Source organism: Agrobacterium sp. ICMP 6402, from assembly GCF_009498615.1.
GTDB classification, from domain to species: Bacteria; Pseudomonadota; Alphaproteobacteria; order Rhizobiales; family Rhizobiaceae; genus Agrobacterium; species Agrobacterium burrii.
Genome location: NZ_QSNV01000007.1, coordinates 192,676 through 214,165, shown reverse-complemented (window position 1 = coordinate 214,165; position 21,490 = coordinate 192,676). Strand labels below are relative to the sequence as shown.

Sequence of the window (21,490 nt, the reverse complement as noted above, 5' to 3'; positions counted from 1 at the left end):
TGCCGCCGTTCAAGTGTCCGAACGCTTCAGTCATATCAATCCAACGGGTTAGCTTAGCTGTATCAAGGAACGCCGGTTCGGTTTCCATCAAGAGCGGCGAATTTACAAGCCTCCGTGCGTTCAGGCCCCGCAACCAGAATTTATGAGACTTATCAAAGGGCTTCGAGAAAACTCGGAGTCCTTTTTGCGTTCAAAATGTCCTGGCACACAGCTAGTGTGACCTGAGCCTCATCTTCCCTCCAGTTTTCAGGAGGTTCTTGGGTGTCGCGATTGCTTGAGCAGCGTGGTGGTTCTACGGATGTGACGATGAGCGTTAGCTCAAGGGCGATGTCCGGCTGTTGTTTCCCTTTGGCCAGCGGCGAAAAAGCGCGCTGGCATTGACGCCGCCAAAACCGAAGCCATTGGATATCGCATAGTTAGCGTCCAGGGATCGTGCTTCGTTTGCGACGAAATCGATGCCGCTGGCTTCGGGATCCGGCGTGTTCAGGTTCAGTGTCGGAGGTGCGATCTGGTTTTTAAGCGCCATGATCGTGAAGATGGCTTCAAGTCCTCCGGCCGCGCCAAGCAGATGTCCTGTCGCTGACTTGGTGCCACTGACAGCAATAGATTTTTTCTGGCCGAATAGACTTTTTATGGCTCTGATCTCTCCCAGGTCTCCCACTGGTGTCGATGTTGCATGAGCATTTAGATGGCCAATTTCATATGGGGCAATGCCGGCCTGCGCGATGGCGATTTCCATGGCTCTGCGCGCCCCGCTTCCGTCTTCGGGACCGGAGGTGATGTGATGGGCGTCGGCCGTCGTTCCGTAACCGACGAGTTCTGCAATCGGGGTTGCCCCGCGGGCAAGAGCGTGGCTCAGAGCCTCTATGACGAGGATGCCGGCGCCTTCGCCCATGACGAAGCCGTCACGCGACGTATCGAAGGGACGCGATGCTTTGGCTGGGGTGTCGTTAAAACCTGTCGAGAGCGATCTTGCTGCTGCAAAACCGCCGAGGCTGACGATGTTCATGCAGGCTTCCGTCCCGCCACAGATCGCAATATCAGCTTCATTGGATTTGATCAGCCTTGCGGCATCGCCGATCGCCTGAACGCCGGCAGCACATGCCGTCACGGGTGCTCCAAGCGGACCTTTGAAGCCATGCCGGATCGAGACCTGGCCGGCTGCGAGATTGACGAGGAACGACGGAATGGTGAAAGGAGAGAGACGACGTACACCGCGCTGATCGACGGTCCGCACCGCCTCTGTAATCGCGGGGAAGCCGCCGACGCCGGATGCGATGATCGTCGCGGTGCGTAGCCTTTCTTCATTCGAGGCCGGCTTCCAATTTGCCTGCGCCAGCGCTTCCTCTGCGGCGGCCAGCGCCAAGATGATGAAGCGGTCGACCTTGCGTTGATCCTTTGGCGCAACGATCCTGTCCGGATCGAAGCCGCCTTCCGCGTCTTCGCTGATAGAGGGGATAACGCCGCCTACTTTCGAAGGAATATCCCCGACAACATCGTCACCCAGCCGGCGAATGCCGCTTTGGCCCGCAACGAGGCGCGCCCAGGAAATATCGACGTTTGCTCCAAGGGGGCTGACAGCTCCCATACCTGTGACAACTATACGACGCATCTGCTTTCCACCTGTCTTTGAAATTTAAAAATAGGCATGCCTTCGGCCCCCGACCTGAATGAAGCTCAGGACCAGTCTCAAAAAACATGCGCTTTATGCGGAGCCTGAAATGCCCTCAGTCACTGCGGGCAATACGTCTGGCTTCGCCAGCGGCTGCGTCCAGGACGCGTTGCGACAGGCTTTCGTCCTCGATGATGCGGGAGAGCGTGACGGCACCCACCATCATGGACAGTATCGCCATGGCCTTTTCGCTGGGGCCAGAATTATCAGCGTCTCCCATGAGCTCATCCAGCACCTCGAAGTGCGCGCGAATGCCATCCTCGAACGGACGCCGAACTTCCACACTCTGTCGGGCCGCGTCCGCCCCCAGTGCAACGAGCGGGCAACCTTCCGCCTTTTCTCCCCTGTGATCTCTGGAAAGATAGAACGCCATAACAGCTTCGAGCGGATCTGAGGTGTCTGCGGCCGCGGCGGACCATCGTCTTGTGGCGCTTTCCAGCGCGCGTCTGGATGCAAGGGCAGCAAGATCGTCCTTCGATGTGAACTGTTTGTAGAAGCCGCCCTGGGTAAGGCCGGCGCCTTTCATCAAATCCTTCAGGCCGATTCCGTCGAACCCGTGTTCCCGAAACAGTCGGCTTGCGACGGTGATCACCCTGTCCCGATTTTCCTCGGCCTGTGCGCGGCTCACTCTCATGTGGACCTCCAATTAGATTTCATTTGACATCTATATATGTTTTAGAGTTTGATAGCAATCTAAGAATTATGGCACCACTGTGAAAAAGGCCAGTCCCATGAAACGAAAAATTCTCCTCTCAACCGTGGCAGTGGCTGCCATCCTCGGTGTCGCCACGGTGATTTTCCTGATGGTGCCGACGGAAAGGCAGGCGGCGGCTGCAGATCCACGCAGTCTTGCTCCACTCGTCAGTGTGGCCAAGGCCACGACCCCGAACACGATAAACCGCAGCTTTACCGGAGCTGTTGCAGCCCGGGTACAGAGCGATCTGGGTTTTCGGGTTCCGGGCAAGATCGTCGAGCGGTTCGCCGAACTTGGTGAAGAGGTGAAAGCGGGACAGCCATTGATGCGGATTGACGAGACCGATCTTCGGCTTGCTCTGACCGCCAAACGCAATGCGGTTGCGGCCGCGCAGGCAACGTTCGTACAGGCTCAGGCCGACGAGAAGCGCTTTGCCGTTCTTGTCAAATCTCAGGCTTCGTCCACCCAGCAGTATGAAAGGGCGAAAGCCACTCTGGATACGGCCACGGCGCAACTTGCTGCAGCGAAGGCTGACGCAGCCGTGGCCGAAAACGAGGCGACCTATGCTCTGCTCGTGGCGGGCGGAGATGGTACGATCGTCGAAACACTCGGCGAACCGGGGCAGGTGGTCTCGGCAGGCCAGCCGGTCATAAGACTTGCGAAAGCAGGGCCGCGCGAAGCACTCGTCTGGTTGCCGGAAAATCTCAGGCCCGAAATTGGTGCCGTTGCGCAGGCCGCTGTCTATGGCCGCGGCGGGCAGGAGAAAGCGGTGCTCCGCCAGATATCCGATGCTGCCGACCCTCAAACCAGAACCTATGAAACGCGCTGGGTATTGCAGGGGGCGGCGGCATCCGCGCCGCTTGGGGCAACGGTTACGATAAACGTGGAAAATAAGGACGCGCTGGCGCACGCCGAAGTTCCCATCGGTGCGCTTCTGGATGACGGCACGCGCACGGGCGTGTGGGTCGTCGATGAACAATCCTCAAGCGTTCGTTTTCGCGAAGTGAAGGTCGAACGGATCGGCGAGGAAAAGGCCATCGTTTCGAGCCTTCGGGCAGGGGAGACGGTCGTCGCCCTTGGAGCACATCTGCTCCAGGAGGGCGCAAGCGTGCGCACCGGCGTTGAAAAAGCAGAGGCGGCAAACTGATGAGCTTCAACCTTTCCGCGCTCGCCGTTCGCGAGCGGGCCGTCACCCTGTTCTTCATTGTCCTGCTGGCTGCCGCTGGCGCCTACGCCTTCGTCAAGCTTGGACGAGCCGAAGATCCGTCATTCACCATCAAGACACTTACGGTTACCTCGGTTTGGCCGGGGGCGACTGCGCGCGAAATGCAGGATCTGGTCGCCGAACCGCTCGAAAAGCGCCTTCAGGAACTGACCTGGTACGATCGCGTGGAGACGACCACACGGCCGGGCTACGCTTTCCTGACCGTTACGCTCAGAGACGATACGCCGGCGTCCGCCGTCGAAGGCGAATTTTATCAGGCGCGCAAGAAACTTGGCGATGAAGCCCGCAATCTGCCTCCCGGTGTCGTCGGCCCCTTCGTCAACGATGAATATTCCGATGTCAGCTTCGCGCTTTATGCCCTGAAAGCCAAGGGCATGGCGATGCGCGATCTCGTGCGGCAGGCCGAGACGATCCGTCAGGACATGCTTCACGTTCCGGGCGTGAAAAAGATCAACATTCTAGGCGAGCAGCCGGAACAGATTTTCGTGGAATTCTCCTATTCCAAGCTGGCCACGCTGGGGATTTCGGCGCAGGACATCGCTTCCGCCCTGCAACGGCGTAATACCGTCACCCCGGCGGGCTCGATCGATACGCAGGGTCCGCAGGTCTTCATTCGCTTCGATGGCGCCTATGACAGCGTCGAATCGATCGCCGAGACGCCCATCGTTGCGGGCGGACGTGTCCTGAAGCTGTCGGATTTCGCCGAAGTGCGGCGTGGATATCAGGACCCCGCCACCTATCTCATCCGCCACGAGGGCGAACCCGCCATCATGCTTGGCGTTGTCATGCAGCAGGGCTGGAACGGGTTGGAACTCGGCAAGGCGCTGGAAGACCGGTCTTCGACGATTGCGCAAACTCTGCCGCTCGGCATGACACTCGCCAAAGTCAGCGATCAGGCGGTCAACATTCAGGAAGCCGTCGGCGAATTCATGCTGAAATTCGCCATGGCGCTCGGCGTCGTCCTGTTCGTGAGCCTCGTCAGCCTTGGCTGGCGCGTCGGCATTGTCGTCGCACTCGCGGTTCCGTTGACGCTCGGCGTCGTCTTCCTGATCATGCTGGAAACCGGGCGGTTCTTCGACCGCATCACACTCGGCGCGCTCATTCTGGCGCTCGGGCTGCTCGTGGACGACGCCATCATCGCCATCGAGGTGATGGTGGTGAAGATGGAAGAAGGCATGGACCGCATCAAGGCGGCCGCCTACGCCTGGAGCCACACGGCTGCCCCGATGCTCTCCGGCACACTCGTCACCATCATCGGGTTGATGCCGGTGGGGTTTGCCAAATCCGCCGCCGGTGAATATGCCGGCAACATCTTCTGGATTGTCGGCTTCGCTTTGATCGTATCTTGGTTCGTTGCGGTGATCTTCACGCCCTATCTCGGCGTCAAGATGCTGCCTGAGATCAAACCGGTGGAAGGCGGTCACCACGCCATCTACAACACCCCGAATTACCGGCGACTTCGCAGCCTCATAGAATTTGCCGTACGCCACAAGTTCCTGACCTGCGGTCTCGTTGCCGTCATCATGGCCGCCTCCGTTGTCGGCATGGGGTCCGTCAAGCAGCAGTTCTTTCCGACGTCGGATCGTCCCGAAGTGTTGGTGGAAGTGCGTATGCCGGAAGGCACCAGCATCGAGACGACGACGGCGACCGTCGCGAAACTCGAGGGTTGGCTGAAAAAGCAACCCGAAACGAAGATCGCGACAAGCTATGTCGGTCAGGGCGCGCCGCGCTTCTTCTTCGCCATGGCGCCCGAATTGCCGGATCCGGCTTTCGCCAAGATCGTCGTGCTGACATCCGACGCCCATACGCGTGAGGCGCTCAAGCATCGTCTTCGGGAAGCGGTTTCCAGCGGACTAGCTCCGGAAGCGAACGTGCGTGTCACACAGCTCGTCTTCGGTCCCTATACGCCATTTCCCGTGGAGTTCCGCATCATGGGGCCTGATCCGGACGAATTGTACAAGATCTCCGACCAAGCGCTCGCCATCATGAAGACCGTACCCGACGTTCGCCAGCCCAACCGCGACTGGGGCAACCGCACGCCTGTGCTGCGGTTCATCCCGGATCAGGATCGGCTCAACCTTATCGGCCTCTCTCCCGCCGAGGCTGCGCAGCAGATGCAGTTGCTGCTGAGTGGCGTACCGATCACGCAGGTTCGCGAAAATATCCGCAATGTTCCCGTGGTGGCGCGCAGCGCCGGCGAAAACCGGCTCGATCCTTCAAGGCTTTCGGATTTCTCGCTGATGAGCAGAAACGGTCGCCCGGTTCCGCTCGACCAGATCGGTCATTCCGAAATCCGTTTCGAGGAGCCGATCATGAAACGCCGTGACCGCACGCCGGTCATCACCATCCGCTCCGATATAAACGAGGCAACCCAGCCGCCGGAAGTGTCGCAGCAGGTCTTCAAGGCCCTTCAGCCGTTGATCGCCTCGCTTCCCGTCGGCTACCGCATCGAAATGGGCGGCAATATCGAGGAGTCCCTCAAGGCGAATGGGGCGCTGGTGAAGATTTTCCCGGCCATGGTCGCCGCCATGCTCATCGTCATCATCCTTCAGGTCCGCAACCTGTCGACGATGACGATGGTGATGCTGACGGGACCGCTCGGCCTTGCCGGCGTGGTGCCGATGTTGCTGATTTTCAACCAGCCCTTCGGCTTCAACGCCATCCTCGGCTTGATTGGTCTGGCCGGTATCCTCATGCGTAATACGCTGATCCTGACCGAGCAGATCAAGGAAAATCAGGCCGCTGGTCTGGATGACTACCATGCCGTCATCGAAGCGACCGTGCAGAGAACGCGACCCGTTATCCTGACAGCACTCGCAGCCGTCCTCGCCTTCATCCCGCTGACGCATTCGGTCTTCTGGGGATCGATGGCCTATACGCTGATCGGCGGAACGGCTGTCGGGACCGTAATGATCCTGCTGTTTCTTCCAGCACTTTACGCGGCATGGTTCCGCATCAAGCCGCCCAAGGGTGAGAACCAGCTCCAATCGGAAGAACACGTTCCCAATCCGGTGCTCGCGATGGCGGCAGAGTGATCTCACCCGGCATCTCCAAACCTGATGAATTTCAACTCGCATCTATCGTGCCTGGTGCAGCCGCCTCGGTCTGCCCGGACACGCCAGCAGTCCTTACCAAAACAACCAGAAAATGAAGGAGGCCACGGTGGCCGAACAGAAAGTGATCGTGATAACAGGGGCGTCGTCAGGCATAGGCGAAGCCACCGCTCGTCTTCTGGCGCAGAAAGGCTACCGCGTATTCGGCGGTGCGCGTGACCCCAACCGCGCTAAATCTATCCCCGGCGTAAAATTCGGGGCCGTAGATGTGACCGACGACGCATCGGTTTCAAGTTTTATCGACTGGGTATTGTCCGAGGCGGGCAGGATTGACGTCCTCATCAACAATGCGGGCGTCTCGCTGGTCGGGCCTGTCGAAAATACCACGCCTGCTGAAGCAGGACGGGTTTTCGATGTGAACCTTCTTGGTCCACTTCGCATGATCCGGGCCGCCCTGCCGTCAATGCGGGCGGCACGCAGCGGACTTATCATTAATATAAGCTCTGTTCTGGGCTTTCTGCCGGCGCCATTCATGGGCATTTATGCGAGCAGCAAACACGCTCTCGAGGGTATGTCCGAATCTCTCGATCACGAGATCCGAGATTTTAACGTTCGTGTCATCCTCATGGAGCCGACGTTCACAAATACGAACCTCGATGTGAATGCTGCACACACGGAAGCGCCGCTGGGTGTCTATGCCCCGCAGGCCGAAGCGACCATCCAGACAGTACAGGCACAAATCAAATCGGCTCCCGCGCCGACATTGGTTGCGGCAAAGATACTGGCTGGCATTGAGGGGCCGTACAAAATGCGCCAGCCAGTTGGCGGCCAGGCAACCCTTCTCAGTCGACTGCGCAGCTTCATGCCGGCAAAGGCTGTCGATGGAAGCCTGCGGAAGACTTTCGGTTTTGGAAAAGTGAGGTCTTCATAAATCGGGTCAAGCTCGAGTTGGGACTGCGAGGCAACATGCCGCTCGGCCTCGCAGTACTCTTCCAAGGGCATGCCTTATCAGGGGTAAAGTATACAGGCTGTTGCTCAGCTGGCCGATAATCTATGGTGCTGCTTCCGCCGAAAACGCTGATTTGATGAGTGTTTCGGTATATTCAGCCGTCGGCCTGTTGAATATCGCGTCTGTTTCTCCCTCCTCCACAATCTTCCCGTTTCTCATGACGATCACGTAGTCCGAAATGGCCTTGATGACAGAAAGGTCGTGGCTGATGAAGATGTAGGAAAGGCCATGCGTCTTCTGCAGATCACGCAGCAGATCGATAACCTGTCCCTGAACGGACCGGTCCAGCGCAGATGTAGGTTCATCGAGAATGACGACATCGGGCTTGAGGATGATCGCACGGGCAATTGCGATGCGCTGACGTTGCCCGCCTGAAAACTCGTGCGGGTAGCGGTTGCGGGTGGCTGGATCCAGACCGACTTCTTTCAGTGCTTCTATTGCCCGCTTGTCCCGCTCCGCGCGGCTCAGTTGTTGCTCATGCACGAACAGACCTTCAGTGATTATCTCTCCGACCGTCTGTCTTGGCGAAAGCGAACCATAGGGATCCTGGAATACAAGCTGCAAATGCTGCCGTAATGGCCGCATGGCCTTTCGGTCAAGGCCACTGATTTCCGTCTCGCCGAAGAAAATGCGGCCCTTGGAATGGGTAAGCCCCAGAAGCGCGCGACCGAGGGTGGACTTACCAGATCCGGACTCGCCGACGATGCCGATGGTTTGTCCCTGGCGAAGGCTGAGATTAACGTCATCGACAGCCCGAAACTTGCTCCATTTCGACAGGAAGCCACCCGCAATTTTATAATCGACCGTCACGTTACTCCCGGAGAGAACGACAGGCGCCTCTTTACCGACTGGCAACTTGTGTCCGCTGGGTTCTGCATCGAGAAGCATCCGGGTGTAGTCAGCCTGCGGGCGATCGAAGATATCTTCCGTCGTGCCGGCCTCGACGATTTCCCCGCGGCGCATGACTGCGACGCGGTCGGCGAAATGGCGGACAACACCGAGATCATGCGTGATGAGGACGACGGCCATGCCGAAGCGTTTTTGCAATGATTTCAGAAGGTCGAGGATCTGTGCCTGGATCGTCACGTCAAGCGCAGTGGTTGGTTCATCCGCAATCAAAATGTCCGGCTCGTTTGCGAGAGCCATGGCAATCATGGCGCGTTGGCGTTGACCACCGGAAAGCTCATGCGGGTAACTGTCTATACGCCGCTCCGGATCGGGAATTCCCACAAGCTTCAGGAGCTCGAGAACGCGTGCGCGGGCCTCCTTTTTGCTACCGCCCCTGTGGTGAATGATCGGCTCGGCGATTTGCGCGCCGATCCTGTAGAGAGGATCGAGCGAGGTCATAGGCTCCTGGAAAATCATGGTGATTTTCGCACCCCGGATATTGTTGAGCTCGCTGACCGGCAGGCCGATCAACTCGCGTCCACGATATTTTGCCGAACCCTCGACAATGCCGTTGGATGCAAGCAGTCCCATGATGCCCATCATGGTCTGGCTTTTGCCGGAACCGGATTCTCCGACGACGGCAAGCGTTTCACCCTGTTTGACATCGAGCTCGATGCCCTTGACGGCATTCACCGTGCCATCGGGCGTTGTGAATTCAACCTTGAGGTCACGGACGGTGAGGATGGTTTCAGATGTCGTATTCATGTCAACGATCCTTGGGATCGAGTGCATCACGCAACCCGTCACCCACAAAATTGAGCGAAAACAGGGTCAGCACGAAGAAGATCGCCGGAAATATCAGCAGCCACGGGGCCGACTGGATATTGTTGGCACCCTCGGAAATCAGCGCCCCCCAGCTCGTCAGCGGCGCCTGTACGCCAAGGCCGAGGAAGGAGAGGAAGCTTTCCAGAAGAATGACCTTGGGCACGACAACCGTGACGAACACGACGACAGGCCCGATCGTATTGGGAATGATGTGACGGCGGATGATCTGCCAGTCGCTCAAACCCAAAGCCTGTGCGGCACTCACAAATTCCCGCCGTTTCAAGGCAAGCGTCTGGCCACGGACGATACGCGCCATATCCAGCCATTCGACTGCACCGATGACCAGGAAAATCAGGATGAAACTGCGGCCGAAGAAGACCACCAGAACGACCACCAGAAAAACGAAGGGCAGCGAATAGAGGATTTCGACGAAACGCATCATCACATTGTCGACGCGCCCGCCGATATACCCCGCAGTTGCGCCGTAAAAAACGCCGATCCCGAGCGAAACGAGGCTGGCCAGAACGCCGACGGCGATCGAGATTTGCCCACCCAGCATCACCCGCGCCAGCATGTCGCGACCGTTCGAGTCTGTACCGAAGAGGAAGTATTCGCGGTTGACGTCGCCTTCCAGCTTCAGCGTTCGACCATCGTCTTCCGTTGCAACGACCTTCGTGTTTTCGAATTCGTTGGCGCGGTCGAAATAGCGTGTCGTGCGTGGGTCGATCTGGCTGCTGGAGGTAACCGTTGCGGTGAAGTTTTGCCCTTCGACGGCAAATTCTTTCAGTTCGACGCGCGCGCGGCCTGCCACACCTTCCATGACGCCCTGAAGGTTGTTTACGTCCGGTCGTGGCTCGAGGCTTGGCGGGACGGAGACATAGGACGAAAACACCTGATCATAGGTGTGTGTCAGGAAATGCGGACCAATGAACGAGAAAAGCGTGATCAGCAGCAGCATGACGGACCCCGCCATGGCGGCCTTGTTTCGTCTGAAACGCAGGGCTGCCAGCTGGAACAGGCTTCGGCTTTTCACCGGTGGTTTATCGGCAATGTTCCCGGAAATATCAGTCATGTCTGACCCTCGGATCAAGCAGGCCGTAGAGAATATCGACCACGAGATTGAACAGGATGACAAAAATGGCGACGAGAACGACGGTTCCCATCACCAAGGTATAGTCACGGTTGATCGCGCCAAGAACGAAGTAGCGGCCGACACCCGGAATAGTGAAGATCGTCTCGATGACAGCCGAACCCGTCAACAGCGCTGCAGCGCAGGGAGCCAGATAGGAAACGACCGGAAGCATCGCCGCGCGCATGGCGTGGAACACCACCACGTTGCGCGCCGGAAGACCGTAAGCCTTGGCGGTGCGGATATGGTCCATCCGCAAAGCTTCGATCATTGCACCGCGTGTCAGACGCGCGATAACCGCAAGCTGCGGTAAAGCGAGCGCGATCATCGGAAGGATGAGATATCGCAGTGATCCGTCTCCCCAGCTGCCGGCGGGCAGAAGCCCGAGCAAAACGGCAAAGACGAGCGTGAGAACAGGGGCGACAACGAAGTTCGGCACGGTAACGCCGACCGTTGAAATGGACATGATCGAAAAATCAAAGGCACTATTCTGCCTGAGCGCGGCCAGGGTGCCGGCAAGAACGCCGCCCACCAACGCCAGCAAAAGAGCATAGCTGCCGAGTTCCAGCGAATAAGGCAGACCCTTGCCGATCAACTGCGCGACGGTATTGTCCTTGTAGACGTAGCTCGGCCCGAAATCGCCGGTGACGGCATTGCCGAGGTAGATGAGATACTGGCGCCATAACGGCTCATCCAGATGATAGGTTCTCATCAGGTTTTCCATCGTCTGCGGCGGCAGGGGACGTTCAAGATTGAACGGACCGCCCGGCGCGAAACGCATCAGGAAAAACGAAATCGTGACGACGATAAACAAAGTCGGCACCGCACTCGCCAAACGGCGCAGGATAAACGAGATCATGGTTTTTCAGGCTCCGGCATGGCACGGTGGGATGAGCCACCGTGCCGACGCTGCTTATTCGGAAACGCTCAGGAAGCGGCTGAGGTGTGCGTTAGCAGCATTGTCGACCCAACCCTTGACGCGGTTGGAAACCAGCCAAAGATCGGCCTGCGTCAAAAGCGGAACAACCGGCTGTTCCTTCATGAGGATGGTTTCTGCCTCATGCAGCAGCTTGGAGCGAGCTGCGGGATCCTTCTCGTCGTAGGATTTCTGCATCAGCGCGTCATATTCGGCGTTGTTGAACTTGGAATAGTTGAAGGTCTTGTTGGAAGATACCGAAAGCGCCAGGAAGTTTTCGGCGTCGGCATAGTCGGCAACCCAACCGGCACGCGCCACGTTGAATTTGCCGCCTTCCTGAAGGTAGCCATAGTGCGAGGCGACGTCGAGGTTCACCAGCGACACCTTCGCGCCGAAGGTGTTCTTCCACATATCCGCGATAGCTGTTGCGACACGTTCATGGTTCGGGTTGGTATTGTAACGGATTTCGATGGAAAGCGGCTTGCCGCCTTCACCGTAACCAGCCTCCTTCATGAGCTTGAGGGCTTCGTCTTCACGATCAAGCTGCGACAGCGTGGCAAAGTCGGCCTTTGCCGGCTCTTTGTAGGAATCCATGCCCGGAGGAACCATGGAGTAGGCCGGAATCTGAGAACCGCTATAGATTTCCTTGGCGAGGAAATCACGGTCCATTGCCATGGAGAGCGCCTGGCGGACACGGACATCGTTATAAGGCGCTTCGCGGGTGTCGAAGGTGTAGTAATAGGTGGCAAGCGTCGGCGAAACGTGAACCTGTTCGCCGTAGGCCTTGCGCAGACGGTCGATCTGGTCTGCGGAAAAGTTGTAGGCGAGGTCCATTTCCTTTGCTTCGAAACGACGAACGGATGCGGCCTGATCGTCGATCGGGTAGAAGATGACCTTGTCGATCTTGGTGTTGGATGCATCCCAGAAACTGGTGTTCTTGACGACGGTCAAACTGTCATTGGGAACATGCGCTTCGAGCTTGTAGGCACCATTCGAGACCATGACGCCGGGCTTTACAAAGTCGGTGCCATTCTTTTCGTAGCTTGCCTTGGAGATCGGCAGAGCCGCCTGGTGAGAAAGGAGTTCAAGGAAGAAAGGTGTCGGGCGCTCGAGTGTGATCTCAAGGGTCTTGTCATCCACCGCCTTGACGCCAAGCTGGTCAACCGGAACCTCGCCCTTGTTGATCTTTTCGGCGTTCTTGATCGGGTAAAGAATATTTGCATATTTTGCGGCGGTCTTTGGGTCTTCGACACGCTGGTAGGAGAAAACAAAATCTCCGGCCGTTACCGGGGTGCCATCCGACCACTTCGCATCCGCACGCAGTTTGAACGTGTAGACAGTGCCATCCTCAGACAGCGTCCAGCTTTCGGCCGTGCCGGGGACGATCTTGCCGGCGGCATCGTAAATGGTGAGACCTTCATAAAGGTCTTTCAGGATAAAGGCTTCGATGTTGATGGAAGTCTGTGCCTGATCGAGCGTCTGTGGTTCGCCGGCATTGCCACGATGCAGAACTGTTTCTGCAAACGCGGAACTGGCACCAAACAGAAGCGATCCTACCAGCAGAGTGGCGCGTGTTGTTGTTTTTATCGACATTGTTTCTTTCCCCGTGAATATTTTGAGTCCACAAACAAGGCCAAATTGCTCCGGAGTGCAACCACAATAAATTGTGAGTTGATGAGGAAACCACAAGTTTTACTTATGTGCGAGGCACCCCCCCGCTGGACCCAGCTACTCCGTATAAAATACTTTGTTTTGGGTCTATCCCGCGCCAGGTTGTTCCATATTGAAGGTGCATACTCTCGGCGGCCGAGTGGTTCACGTCCTAACTCCTCAACGCGCTATCCCTTTATCCCGCTCGCCGCGATACTGGAGATGGCTGCCATCGAGCCTGCGTGCGACGATCGAAATATGGCGGTACGCTCCGTTATATCCCCGATCCATCGAGTTCGCGATCGTCCTCACCTTTCCAGGGGGATGGCATTGCGAGACCATCGGCATTGGCAGAGGGGACGGGCATCCAACACTTCAATTCCGGCTCAGCGTATTCGATAATCCGGCCTGGTAACGAGTCTGAAGCGCGCCAGCCTTCTGCACCGAACCGGTCGCTCTTCGCCCAATACGCAAGATCTACCTGGGCTGGTCCCTGTTCTGACGAGCGTATGGTTACGAGGATCCGGTTGCCGTTTTTCGGCGCACTTGCCATTTGGCGCCATTGCTGTGCGTCGTCCATCATCTTCCTCCCTGTCCATTGCTGCAAGTGTCACCTCACCACTTAAAACGGTCAACTCAAACTTTGCGCATGATGCGCTGATTGGTTTGCAAACCAGCAGCCCATTTATGCAGGGTATTTTCTCACGACATTTTATTGGGCAGCGGTTCGCAAGTGACGAACGCCCGAGCTTGAAATCGGCCGGGAGATCGTGCTTGTTCAGGGCCAGCAGGGGGCACGGCTCGTCCTCAACAGCAAACGGCGACCTGAAAAGAGGAATACGGCATGAAGAAGCTCATCAACGACCCATCCACCGTTGTGCGGGACATGCTCGAAGGTGTGGTGACGCTCAGCCCTGCGACAGTCCTGTTTGCAGACGAGAACGTGGTTATCCGCTCTGGCCTTCCGGAAACGGAAAAGCGCAAGGTGGCGGTTCTGTCGGGCGGGGGCAGTGGACATGAGCCGGCTCATGCAGGTTATGTCGGCGAGGGCATGCTGACTGTCGCCGTGGCAGGCGACGTCTTCACATCGCCAAGCACCGATGCGGTTCTTGCCGGTATCAGGGCTGGGGCTGGACCCGCTGGCGCTCTGGTCATTGTCAAGAACTACACGGGTGACCGGCTGAATTTCGGACTGGCGGCCGAATTGGCAAGGGCTGAAGGAATTCCGGTCGAGATTGTGGTCGTTGCCGATGATGTCGCGTTAAAGGACACGGTTCCCGCTGACCGTCGCCGCGGTATTGCGGGCACGGTGTTTGTTCACAAGCTCGCCGGCGCGGCCGCGGAGCGGGGACTTTCGCTGCAAGAGGTGGCCCGGATTGCACGCTACGCTGCCGAAAGAATATCCTCCATGGGGGTATCGCTGGGTTCCTGCACTCTGCCCGCCGTAGGCAGGCCGGGCTTTGTGCTTGGCGAAGCTGAAATCGAAGTCGGTCTCGGAATTCATGGCGAGCAGGGCGTCCGGCGGATGCCTATTGCATCGGCGGACGAGCTTGTGAAACTGGTCCTCGAAACGATCGAAGCCGACAGCAGGCTAAAGAGCGGGGACCGGGTTGCGTTGCTGGTCAACGGGCTGGGATCGACGCCGCCAATGGAACTCGCGATCGTGGCGCGATCTGCGGTCACGCAACTGGAAGAAAAGGGTGTCGTGGTTGACCGGGCGTGGGCCGGCACCTTTCTTTCCGCTCTGGACATGCCGGGTTTTTCGTTGTCGCTCATGCATGTCGACGACGCAGCGCTCAGCCTCATCGATGCGCCAACCGATGCCAGCGCATGGCCACGCGGCGGTGTGGTGAACCGCGAGCGGATCCTGCCCTCGGCAAGTGCCGAGAAGAGCCTGCCTGTCGGAAACAGGATGACCGCAGCCGGCGATCGACTGCACTCCACCGCAGATCGGATTGCCAAAGCCTTGATTGCAGCAGAGCCCAAACTGACGCAGCTGGACAGTGTTGCGGGTGACGGTGACCTTGGCGCAAGCATGGTTCGTGGTGCCGAGGCGATACTTGCACTGCCAAAGGAAAAATTCGGAGACGTCTCCGATGGGCTGATGGCGATGGCAAACGCGATGCGCAAGGCGATTGGCGGAAGTTCCGGACCCTTTTACGCTACGGCGCTGATGCGCGCCTCGCGCCATCTTGCCGGGATTGAACGCCCGACGGCTCAGCAGATGGCGGAAGCATTTGTAGCGGCGGTTATCGCGATCTCGGAACTTGGCGGTGCGAAGCCAGGGGACCGCACGATGATAGATGCGCTTCATCCGGCGGCAGAAACGTTTCGGGATAAACTTGCAGCGGGTGCTCCGACCGAAGAGGCCTGGTGGTCCGCAGTGGCGGCGGGCGTTGCGGGTGCGGAGGCGACGACTTCCATGAAGCCGCGCCTCGGGCGCGCGAGCTATCTCGGCGAACGGGCTGTCGGGCACCCCGACGCGGGCGCGGTCGCCGTCAGCATCTGGCTTGAAGCAATCGGGAACAATTAGCTGGTGGGGGCGGGTCGCCTGCAACAAATACGTGCCGTCTGCGCGTTACCCTCACCCTGCGCGCTGGTGGGATTTTAATTTGAGCAATGGCGGCTGATGATGGACATTGTTTCACCTCCACTCGTAGCTGGGAGCAGTCATGATTGCAGCTTATATCGACGAATTCATCATGTTCTGCGCCGGTCTGTGGATGACCGCAGTGGGTTTTGGCTATTTGCCCCTATCGAAAAACCCCGCGCAGCAGTTACCGGTGGATCGTCATTTCAAGTGGATGGGACCGATGCTGATCGGTATCGCGATCATTTTGACCGCTGCGTCATAGGGGCATCGTCAGCTGTGCTCGGGATATATTTAGCATGAACACGATGCTGGTCTGCACCTCGTGCGGATTGGACGAGACTGAACCTGTCATCCATTTCGGTTCGTATATTCTGCGATGCGCCGCTTGCGGCCAACACGTCGTTGCAACATCGTTCATGGCAATGTTGAATTCGGATGACGAGTGTTCAGCCTTTATCGATCCGGGCCATGGAAAAAAACCTTTGCCGGAGACACTCGTCGCGCGCGGACCGCTCCGGTTGATTGCAAAAGCAATTAGTGCCGCGGCGACTGACGGAACTCTGATACGCCTGATCTTCGACCCAACGGATTGAAGCCGTGGCTGACATCTGTGGAGCAAGTAGCAAATGCAATGAACCGAAAGTGCTGCGGTGCTTACAGCTTGAGCCCAAGCGCGCCCGGTCGTCATCACCCGTAATGCGTCAAAATTTGAACGACCAGCTGCTTGCAGCAGGTCGTCGAATTCCCGTGTTTGCTTTCAGCGCAATGCGGGGGGGAACTGGCAATCGCCAGCCCCGTTAGTGGTTTACGTAACATATAGGAGGACGACATGAGCGACTTCGACCTTTATTACTGGCCAGTTCCGTTTAGAGGTCAGTTCATCAGGGGAATTCTGGCCCATGGCGGATGCTCCTGGGATGAACATGGTGTCGATGCGATAGACGATATGATGCATCGTGAGGTGGGGAGACAGCCGATAGCTTTCATGGGGCCGCCGGTTTTGATTGATCGCGAGCGCCATTTCGCAATCTCTCAGATGCCGGCAATCGCCCTCTATCTGGGTGAGCGGCTGAATATTTTGCCGGCCGCTGCCGAGGGCCGCGCGCTTAGTGCCAAAGTCGTAAACGACGCCAACGACGTCCTTGATGAGCTGACGCTCAGTGGGGGGCGCGAGATGTGGACGCCAGAAAAATGGGCGGAGTTCGGCCCTCGTTTGAAGAAGTGGATCCGTATTTTCGAGGATACCGGAGCAAGAAACGGCCTGACTGCTGATTCCGGATTTATGCTCGGACCGGAAAAACCCGGCGTCGCAGATATAGTCACCGCCCTCCTTTGGACGACGGTGGCTGAACGCTTTCCGGTCATTAAAGGCATCATCGAAGACACCTCGCCAGTCATCTGGGGGCTTTCCAAGCGGGTGGGGAATACGGCTCCGCTGGCGCTCTTGAACCGCCGGAGTTTTGAAAACTATGGTGAGGCTTATTGCGGAGGAGAGATTGAAAAATCGCTCCGAAAAGTTGCCGGCTAACGGTGAATGTATCGGACAACCCGCTGCGTGGCTCCAAGCCTTGAAGCCTAACTAGGCAACTGGTCGCAAAAGTCTTGTGTGGCGGTCCTTCCACGGAAGCGTTATTCAGTCCGCTGCGAATTCGCAAGCCAACAGGGTCTTACCGCCTAGAGCGTCACCTTCCCGGGCCACAATGGAAACTTTCCCCGGGCCAGCCAGATCTTCCGGGGGCTGCAGGTCCTGCGAAAGTTCCCGGGCGTAGCCTTTGCTGGATGTGCCCATCAGGTCGGAGGTTTCTGGCTTCAGATTATATTTCGCCGCCAGATCGTCGGCGCGCTGGCCCTTGATCAAAACACCGACTGCGCCATTGGCGAAAAACACTTCCTCACTTTCAAATCCATCGCGGCCAATCTGAAACGGAAGCGTGTAGATTGCGGCGCCCAGTGACGATGTATCGGGTTTTGCAAGCTTTTCCGCTGCATCGTAAATCTCGGTCGCGGATGTCATCGAGTAAGGAGGATTGCACAACGCCGCGTCATAAAATGTGGGATCCGCTTCCGCCGCCGCAGCGCTCCCGACTTGAAGCACAGCGAAGGCGGCGCACATTACGGCCGCGCCGTGACGAAGGTGTGTGAAAGCAAGCATAGGCGATCCTTAGAGTTTGCCTGTCGTTTATTGGCCGAGATGCGTCAGGTATCACCTTTGCTTGGAGCACCAAAGTTTCCACTTGTCGATATCCGAGGAGCCTTTTCCCAAACCATCAGAACATGACGATGCTCATCCTCTTAATGTCACAGCTTTGTCGCTGTCGCTTCATTGCCGAGGGAGAGTGCTTCTTTCACCGCCAACTCCGCCATGGCCAGCGCGGCATCGCGGGTTTTGGCCGCCGCGACAAACCGGCCGTTGTGGCAGAAGCTCGCGCCTTCGACGCCACAAACCGCTTCGAGATTTTTGTCCGTCAGGCCGGCCCAGGCCACCGGCAAATCTGCCCGCAGCTCGAAGCCCTCATCCGCGCGGCGGATACCGGTCAGGCACCAGTCGTTGTTGCGGGGATGAACGACAAAAAGTAGGTGGTCGGCACCCGACTTCACGATGGCGGACCGAAACGGCATTCCCACCGGTAGTTCCAGAATATGCCCTTCACCGGCATCCACGATAGCCTGTTTCACAAGCGCCTCAGCCCGCAATTTTGCAGCGCTGTTGGCTATTCTCGCCTCGATGAAGCTGCGGGCAATGGCCAGCGCTGCATGGAAACTGCGATTGTCCGCGTCGGGATCTGTCTCGTCAAAAACGGGCTTCAGGGTTTCCAGTAAAACAGGCAGCGTTAGCCCGGCAAGTGGCCCAGCGATGGACGGGCTGAGCGCGCCATTGTCGACCAGGTCGACCGGCAGCACAAAGCTGGTATCGAACGATGCATGGACGGTTTCGACATGTTCTTGTGGAACGCCAGAGGCGGCAAGATAGTCCCGGCCGAAGTGCTTCCAGATCAGGCCGAATGAACTATAGGGCTGACCGTCATCCCGCAACGGTGCGCCGCGCTGGTGGTGGTCGAAGATCCTGCCCGCTGGGTCATAAGCACCACCGACGTCGTAGATGATGCGGTCCGCGCCGGGTGTGATCCATTCGGCTGCCCTGCTGCGAACGAGGCGGGCCTGCGGGAAAAGCCGGGTCAACACGACGCTGGACAGAAGTTCGTCAGCATGGAAGCCACCGGAATGGGTGACGAGGAAGTCCGGGATCATGTCAGGATACGCCTTGTTGCTTGCGGAAGGCCCGCTTTGGGCCGGGCATCTGATACCCTGTGCCGGACGCCATCTCAACCCGCCATTCGCGATAGAGACCAAAAGCAATGATATGCTGTACGTTCCCGGATATTTGGTTTTCGTTTTGACCCATATGACAATGCCGTAGCGGGGGTGAAGCTTGCCGCAAAGCCGCTCCCAGCCCACGCGATGCGCCAGCGCCCAGTGCAGAGCCGACATCTAGATCTGTGGCTTGTTTGATGCAGGCTGCGTAGATTTCCATCGCCGCGGCAAGCCTCTTCCACCTGTTGCGGCGTCTCAGAGAGGTTTTGATCGGCGTCTTTATTCAGTCTTTTCACGAGGAGCCGGTTTGGGCTATCGAGGGGCGCAGCGAGATTGCCAGGGGCAGGGCCGTCACAACCACCGGCAAGATGAGTACCGCCCATGCCGCCCCATAGCCAAAACCATCAACCAGCAGCCCGAAGAGATAGGGACCAATTGCCATCACACCCAAACAGATCGTGGACGCGAAGGCGATTGTCGATGCTATCGAACCTTTCGGTGCGCTCTCGGCAATCTGCAGAAGGTAAAGCGGAAACCAGCCGATCCCGAATATACCCAATATGACGAGCACCAGGAGGATCACCGGCGGCGGAGTGCCGATGGGAAGAAGCGCAAGGATTGTGGCCGCGCCGGCGGCAATGACGGATACCAGGCCAAAGGATTGGCCGCGAAGACCGGGCCGGAAACGGTCGCTGAGCCATGGCAGGAGAATACGGCCGGGAATGCCAGCAAGCTGTGTGGCGGCAAACATCGAAGAAGCGACGAAGAGGCCTAGCCCCAATCCATCCGCCATGAAGCCGATGATGTGTGCGGTCAGGGTGAATTGAAAAGCGGACATGGCGATACCGAGCCGCAATATGGGCCAGAAGCTGCGATCCTGTCCGACGATGCGGACGAGTTTTGCCAGAGGAAGCGGGCGCTCGGTTTTTGCGGCCAAATCGCCGCCCTCGCGATACAGCCCCCAGAAGAGCACAGCGCCGACGATGGAAACCCCGGCGCAAAGCCATGCTGCGGCATGCCAGCCGTAGTTCACCGCCATGAAAGGAAGGAGAGCGGCGGCGATCATTGTTCCGAAGGGAACCGCTGCTTGCCTAAACCCTGTGGCAATGCCGCGTTTGGCAGGCGGGAACCAGCGCATGATCGCCCGCGTGCCGCCCGGTTGAACGGCCGCATAGGTGCCGCCCAGAAAAGCGATGCAAACAAGCAGCGCGGGCAGGCTGTCTGCGAATGCCGCCGCACAGGCCATGGCGATCGCCATGCCGAGCATGGCAATGCCGACGATGCGACGTTCACCGTGAATATCAATGGCGCGGCCGAGCATGAACATTGTCGCGATCTGGACACCGTTCATGACGGTCACGGCAAGCGATGCGGATGCAAGGGAGACCCCGAATGCTTCCCGCCAGAAGGGCACGAGAATGTAAATACCCTGCGATACGAATGAACCTGCGGTTTGCGTTCCGACCGCCACGGCAAGGACTGCCCAGATGCGGGGATCGGTCGCGGACGCGGGTGGGGGCGAGGAGAAAGAAATCTGTGACGACACGAAAGGCTCCTATCAGGGTTTTCGTGCAGTAACCTTTCTGTTCAGCCGACAGAATTACGCGCTTGCAAGTTTCAGCGATAACAGTTTGTTATGCAAGCATGCGCTCATTGGATCCTGAAGCCGTCGAGGCTTTTCTTCTTGTTGCCGAATTGCAGTCGTTCACGCGGGTTGCAGGCGTTATGAATACGACGCAGGCGGCCATATCCCTGCGCTTGCGCCGGCTCGAAGACCTGCTGGGGCATCGCCTCGTCGAGCGGACGCCACGCCGGGTGCGGTTGACGGCTGCAGGCGAACGCTTTCTGGAGCCGGCACGCGCCTATGTCGCTGCCGGTCGTCGTGCGCTTGATGTCTTTGGGCAGGAGCCAACGCGTCTGGCGATCGGCGTCACCCATCATCTGATCGGGGCCGACCTGCCTCGGATACTTCGGGTGGTCAGCGAGCGCGAGACGAGCGTGACGCTTCATCTTCGCACGGCCGGCACAAGAACCCTGCTTGACCTTTATGACGCCGGAGAACTCGACGCGATCGTCGTGCTGCGGCACGATGATATCCGCCGGGATGGCGAGCCTCTGTTTCAGGAGAGCTTTGGCTGGTATTGCAGCGCGGATTTTGATCTGCCTTCAAACGCCCCGCTGCCGCTGGTACTTCAACCCGAACCCTGCAATTTGCGCGCCATGGCCCTTCGGGCGCTGGAGGCGGCGGATATCCCCTGGCGAGAAGTGTTTGTCGGCACCGGCGCAACCGCGGTCGGAGCCGCGGCCGAAGCCGGGATTGGCGTAGCACTTCTGGCGCAAAGTGCAGCCCCCGCCGGTGTGCGGCAGGTCAGGAGCCGAGTGCTGCCGGAGCTTCCGAAACTGGATGTCGTGATGATTTCGACGGTTACCGGCGACAGTGCGAACGCCGTGCTTCGACGCATCACCGGGGCATTTAGATCATCCTGATCTGGCGTGCGGCTGGCCGGAAGCGCGAAGAAATCGC

Annotated in this window: 18 protein-coding genes; 8 read left to right on the top strand and 10 right to left on the bottom strand. The window is 58.2% G+C overall.

The window, feature by feature from the left end; translation table 11 throughout:
- Positions 1-313: 313 nt before the first annotated feature.
- Both fabF and DXT96_RS18925 read right to left on the bottom strand, forming a co-directional pair.
- Positions 314-1,612 carry a beta-ketoacyl-ACP synthase II gene (fabF, locus tag DXT96_RS18930; RefSeq protein WP_153515949.1) on the bottom strand — a complete coding sequence of 433 codons (1,299 nt, stop codon included), beginning with the start codon at positions 1,610-1,612 and terminating at the stop codon, positions 314-316.
- Between the two features lie 115 nt (positions 1,613-1,727).
- Complete coding sequence (locus tag DXT96_RS18925) at positions 1,728-2,306, bottom strand: TetR/AcrR family transcriptional regulator (protein ID WP_149900720.1); 579 nt, start codon at positions 2,304-2,306, stop codon at positions 1,728-1,730.
- Positions 2,307-2,403: 97 nt separating this feature from the next.
- Between DXT96_RS18925 and DXT96_RS18920 the strand changes: the two genes are divergently transcribed.
- From DXT96_RS18920 to DXT96_RS18910, 3 genes are all read left to right on the top strand, one after another.
- Positions 2,404-3,513 (top strand): efflux RND transporter periplasmic adaptor subunit, encoded by a 1,110-nt coding sequence (locus DXT96_RS18920; RefSeq protein WP_153515948.1) that lies wholly within the window; start codon positions 2,404-2,406, stop codon positions 3,511-3,513.
- Positions 3,513-6,626 carry an efflux RND transporter permease subunit gene (locus tag DXT96_RS18915; RefSeq protein WP_153515947.1) on the top strand — a complete coding sequence of 1,038 codons (3,114 nt, stop codon included), beginning with the start codon at positions 3,513-3,515 and terminating at the stop codon, positions 6,624-6,626. The genes DXT96_RS18920 and DXT96_RS18915 overlap by 1 nt, the downstream gene beginning before the upstream one ends.
- A gap of 127 nt (positions 6,627-6,753) precedes the next feature.
- Positions 6,754-7,575, top strand: a complete 822-nt coding sequence (locus DXT96_RS18910; RefSeq protein WP_371418920.1) for an oxidoreductase — start codon at positions 6,754-6,756, stop codon at positions 7,573-7,575.
- Between the two features lie 120 nt (positions 7,576-7,695).
- Here the strand turns inward: DXT96_RS18910 and DXT96_RS18905 are convergent, their stop codons facing one another.
- From DXT96_RS18905 to DXT96_RS18885, 5 genes are all read right to left on the bottom strand, one after another.
- A complete protein-coding gene (locus DXT96_RS18905) occupies positions 7,696-9,306 on the bottom strand; it encodes an ABC transporter ATP-binding protein (RefSeq protein ID WP_153515945.1) in 1,611 nt (536 codons plus the stop codon).
- 1 nt (position 9,307) lies between these two features.
- Positions 9,308-10,438, bottom strand: a complete 1,131-nt coding sequence (locus DXT96_RS18900; protein WP_149900735.1) for an ABC transporter permease — start codon at positions 10,436-10,438, stop codon at positions 9,308-9,310.
- Positions 10,431-11,354, bottom strand: a complete 924-nt coding sequence (oppB, locus tag DXT96_RS18895) for an oligopeptide ABC transporter permease OppB (protein WP_149900736.1) — start codon at positions 11,352-11,354, stop codon at positions 10,431-10,433. The genes DXT96_RS18900 and oppB overlap by 8 nt, the downstream gene beginning before the upstream one ends.
- A 54-nt stretch (positions 11,355-11,408) precedes the next feature.
- Positions 11,409-13,004 (bottom strand): peptide ABC transporter substrate-binding protein, encoded by a 1,596-nt coding sequence (locus tag DXT96_RS18890; RefSeq protein ID WP_153515944.1) that lies wholly within the window; start codon positions 13,002-13,004, stop codon positions 11,409-11,411.
- A 331-nt stretch (positions 13,005-13,335) separates the two neighbouring features.
- Positions 13,336-13,641, bottom strand: a complete 306-nt coding sequence (locus DXT96_RS18885; RefSeq protein ID WP_153515999.1) for a hypothetical protein — start codon at positions 13,639-13,641, stop codon at positions 13,336-13,338.
- 264 nt (positions 13,642-13,905) lie between these two features.
- On the opposite strand from DXT96_RS18885, the gene DXT96_RS18880 reads away from it, so the two are divergent.
- From DXT96_RS18880 to gst, 4 genes are all read left to right on the top strand, one after another.
- Complete coding sequence (locus DXT96_RS18880; protein ID WP_153515943.1) at positions 13,906-15,594, top strand: dihydroxyacetone kinase family protein; 1,689 nt, start codon at positions 13,906-13,908, stop codon at positions 15,592-15,594.
- Positions 15,595-15,733: 139 nt separating this feature from the next.
- The gene (locus DXT96_RS18875; RefSeq protein ID WP_153515942.1) at positions 15,734-15,916 is read left to right on the top strand and encodes a hypothetical protein; all 183 of its coding nucleotides are present in this window, start codon (positions 15,734-15,736) and stop codon (positions 15,914-15,916) included.
- 34 nt (positions 15,917-15,950) lie between these two features.
- Positions 15,951-16,247 (top strand): hypothetical protein, encoded by a 297-nt coding sequence (locus DXT96_RS18870; protein ID WP_153515941.1) that lies wholly within the window; start codon positions 15,951-15,953, stop codon positions 16,245-16,247.
- Between the two features lie 236 nt (positions 16,248-16,483).
- Positions 16,484-17,182: a glutathione S-transferase gene (gene gst, locus DXT96_RS18865; RefSeq protein ID WP_153515940.1), complete on the top strand. Its 699-nt coding sequence runs from the start codon at positions 16,484-16,486 to the stop codon at positions 17,180-17,182.
- Positions 17,183-17,287: 105 nt separating this feature from the next.
- Here gst and DXT96_RS18860 read toward each other — a convergent pair whose 3' ends face one another.
- The 3 genes from DXT96_RS18860 to DXT96_RS18850 all read right to left on the bottom strand — a co-directional run bounded on the left by DXT96_RS18860 (position 17,288) and on the right by DXT96_RS18850 (position 20,512).
- Complete coding sequence (locus tag DXT96_RS18860; protein WP_210251592.1) at positions 17,288-17,806, bottom strand: hypothetical protein; 519 nt, start codon at positions 17,804-17,806, stop codon at positions 17,288-17,290.
- A 146-nt stretch (positions 17,807-17,952) separates the two neighbouring features.
- Positions 17,953-18,903, bottom strand: coding sequence for an MYG1 family protein (locus tag DXT96_RS18855; RefSeq protein WP_153515938.1), 951 nt, complete (start codon positions 18,901-18,903; stop codon positions 17,953-17,955).
- A gap of 355 nt (positions 18,904-19,258) precedes the next feature.
- Positions 19,259-20,512 (bottom strand): MFS transporter, encoded by a 1,254-nt coding sequence (locus DXT96_RS18850; RefSeq protein WP_371418919.1) that lies wholly within the window; start codon positions 20,510-20,512, stop codon positions 19,259-19,261.
- A gap of 98 nt (positions 20,513-20,610) precedes the next feature.
- Between DXT96_RS18850 and DXT96_RS18845 the strand changes: the two genes are divergently transcribed.
- A complete protein-coding gene (locus tag DXT96_RS18845; protein ID WP_153515937.1) occupies positions 20,611-21,453 on the top strand; it encodes a LysR family transcriptional regulator in 843 nt (280 codons plus the stop codon).
- Positions 21,454-21,490 lie beyond the last annotated feature (37 nt).

Excerpts from the sequence above, each read along its gene's own strand:
- DXT96_RS18890 (WP_153515944.1), bottom strand. The coding sequence starts at position 13,004 with ATGTCGATAAAAACAACAACACGCGCCACTCTGCTGGTAGGATCGCTT.
- DXT96_RS18860 (WP_210251592.1), bottom strand. The coding sequence starts at position 17,806 with ATGCTTGCTTTCACACACCTTCGTCACGGCGCGGCCGTAATGTGCGCC.
- DXT96_RS18880 (WP_153515943.1), top strand. The coding sequence starts at position 13,906 with ATGAAGAAGCTCATCAACGACCCATCCACCGTTGTGCGGGACATGCTC.
- DXT96_RS18870 (WP_153515941.1), top strand. The coding sequence starts at position 15,951 with ATGAACACGATGCTGGTCTGCACCTCGTGCGGATTGGACGAGACTGAA.
- DXT96_RS18920 (WP_153515948.1), top strand. The coding sequence starts at position 2,404 with ATGAAACGAAAAATTCTCCTCTCAACCGTGGCAGTGGCTGCCATCCTC.
- gst (WP_153515940.1), top strand. The coding sequence starts at position 16,484 with ATGAGCGACTTCGACCTTTATTACTGGCCAGTTCCGTTTAGAGGTCAG.
- DXT96_RS18845 (WP_153515937.1), top strand. The coding sequence starts at position 20,611 with ATGCGCTCATTGGATCCTGAAGCCGTCGAGGCTTTTCTTCTTGTTGCC.
- DXT96_RS18925 (WP_149900720.1), bottom strand. The coding sequence starts at position 2,306 with ATGAGAGTGAGCCGCGCACAGGCCGAGGAAAATCGGGACAGGGTGATC.
- DXT96_RS18905 (WP_153515945.1), bottom strand. The coding sequence starts at position 9,306 with ATGAATACGACATCTGAAACCATCCTCACCGTCCGTGACCTCAAGGTT.
- DXT96_RS18885 (WP_153515999.1), bottom strand. The coding sequence starts at position 13,641 with ATGGACGACGCACAGCAATGGCGCCAAATGGCAAGTGCGCCGAAAAAC.
- DXT96_RS18855 (WP_153515938.1), bottom strand. The coding sequence starts at position 18,903 with ATGATCCCGGACTTCCTCGTCACCCATTCCGGTGGCTTCCATGCTGAC.
- DXT96_RS18915 (WP_153515947.1), top strand. The coding sequence starts at position 3,513 with ATGAGCTTCAACCTTTCCGCGCTCGCCGTTCGCGAGCGGGCCGTCACC.
- DXT96_RS18900 (WP_149900735.1), bottom strand. The coding sequence starts at position 10,438 with ATGACTGATATTTCCGGGAACATTGCCGATAAACCACCGGTGAAAAGC.
- DXT96_RS18875 (WP_153515942.1), top strand. The coding sequence starts at position 15,734 with ATGATTGCAGCTTATATCGACGAATTCATCATGTTCTGCGCCGGTCTG.
- fabF (WP_153515949.1), bottom strand. The coding sequence starts at position 1,612 with ATGCGTCGTATAGTTGTCACAGGTATGGGAGCTGTCAGCCCCCTTGGA.
- oppB (WP_149900736.1), bottom strand. The coding sequence starts at position 11,354 with ATGATCTCGTTTATCCTGCGCCGTTTGGCGAGTGCGGTGCCGACTTTG.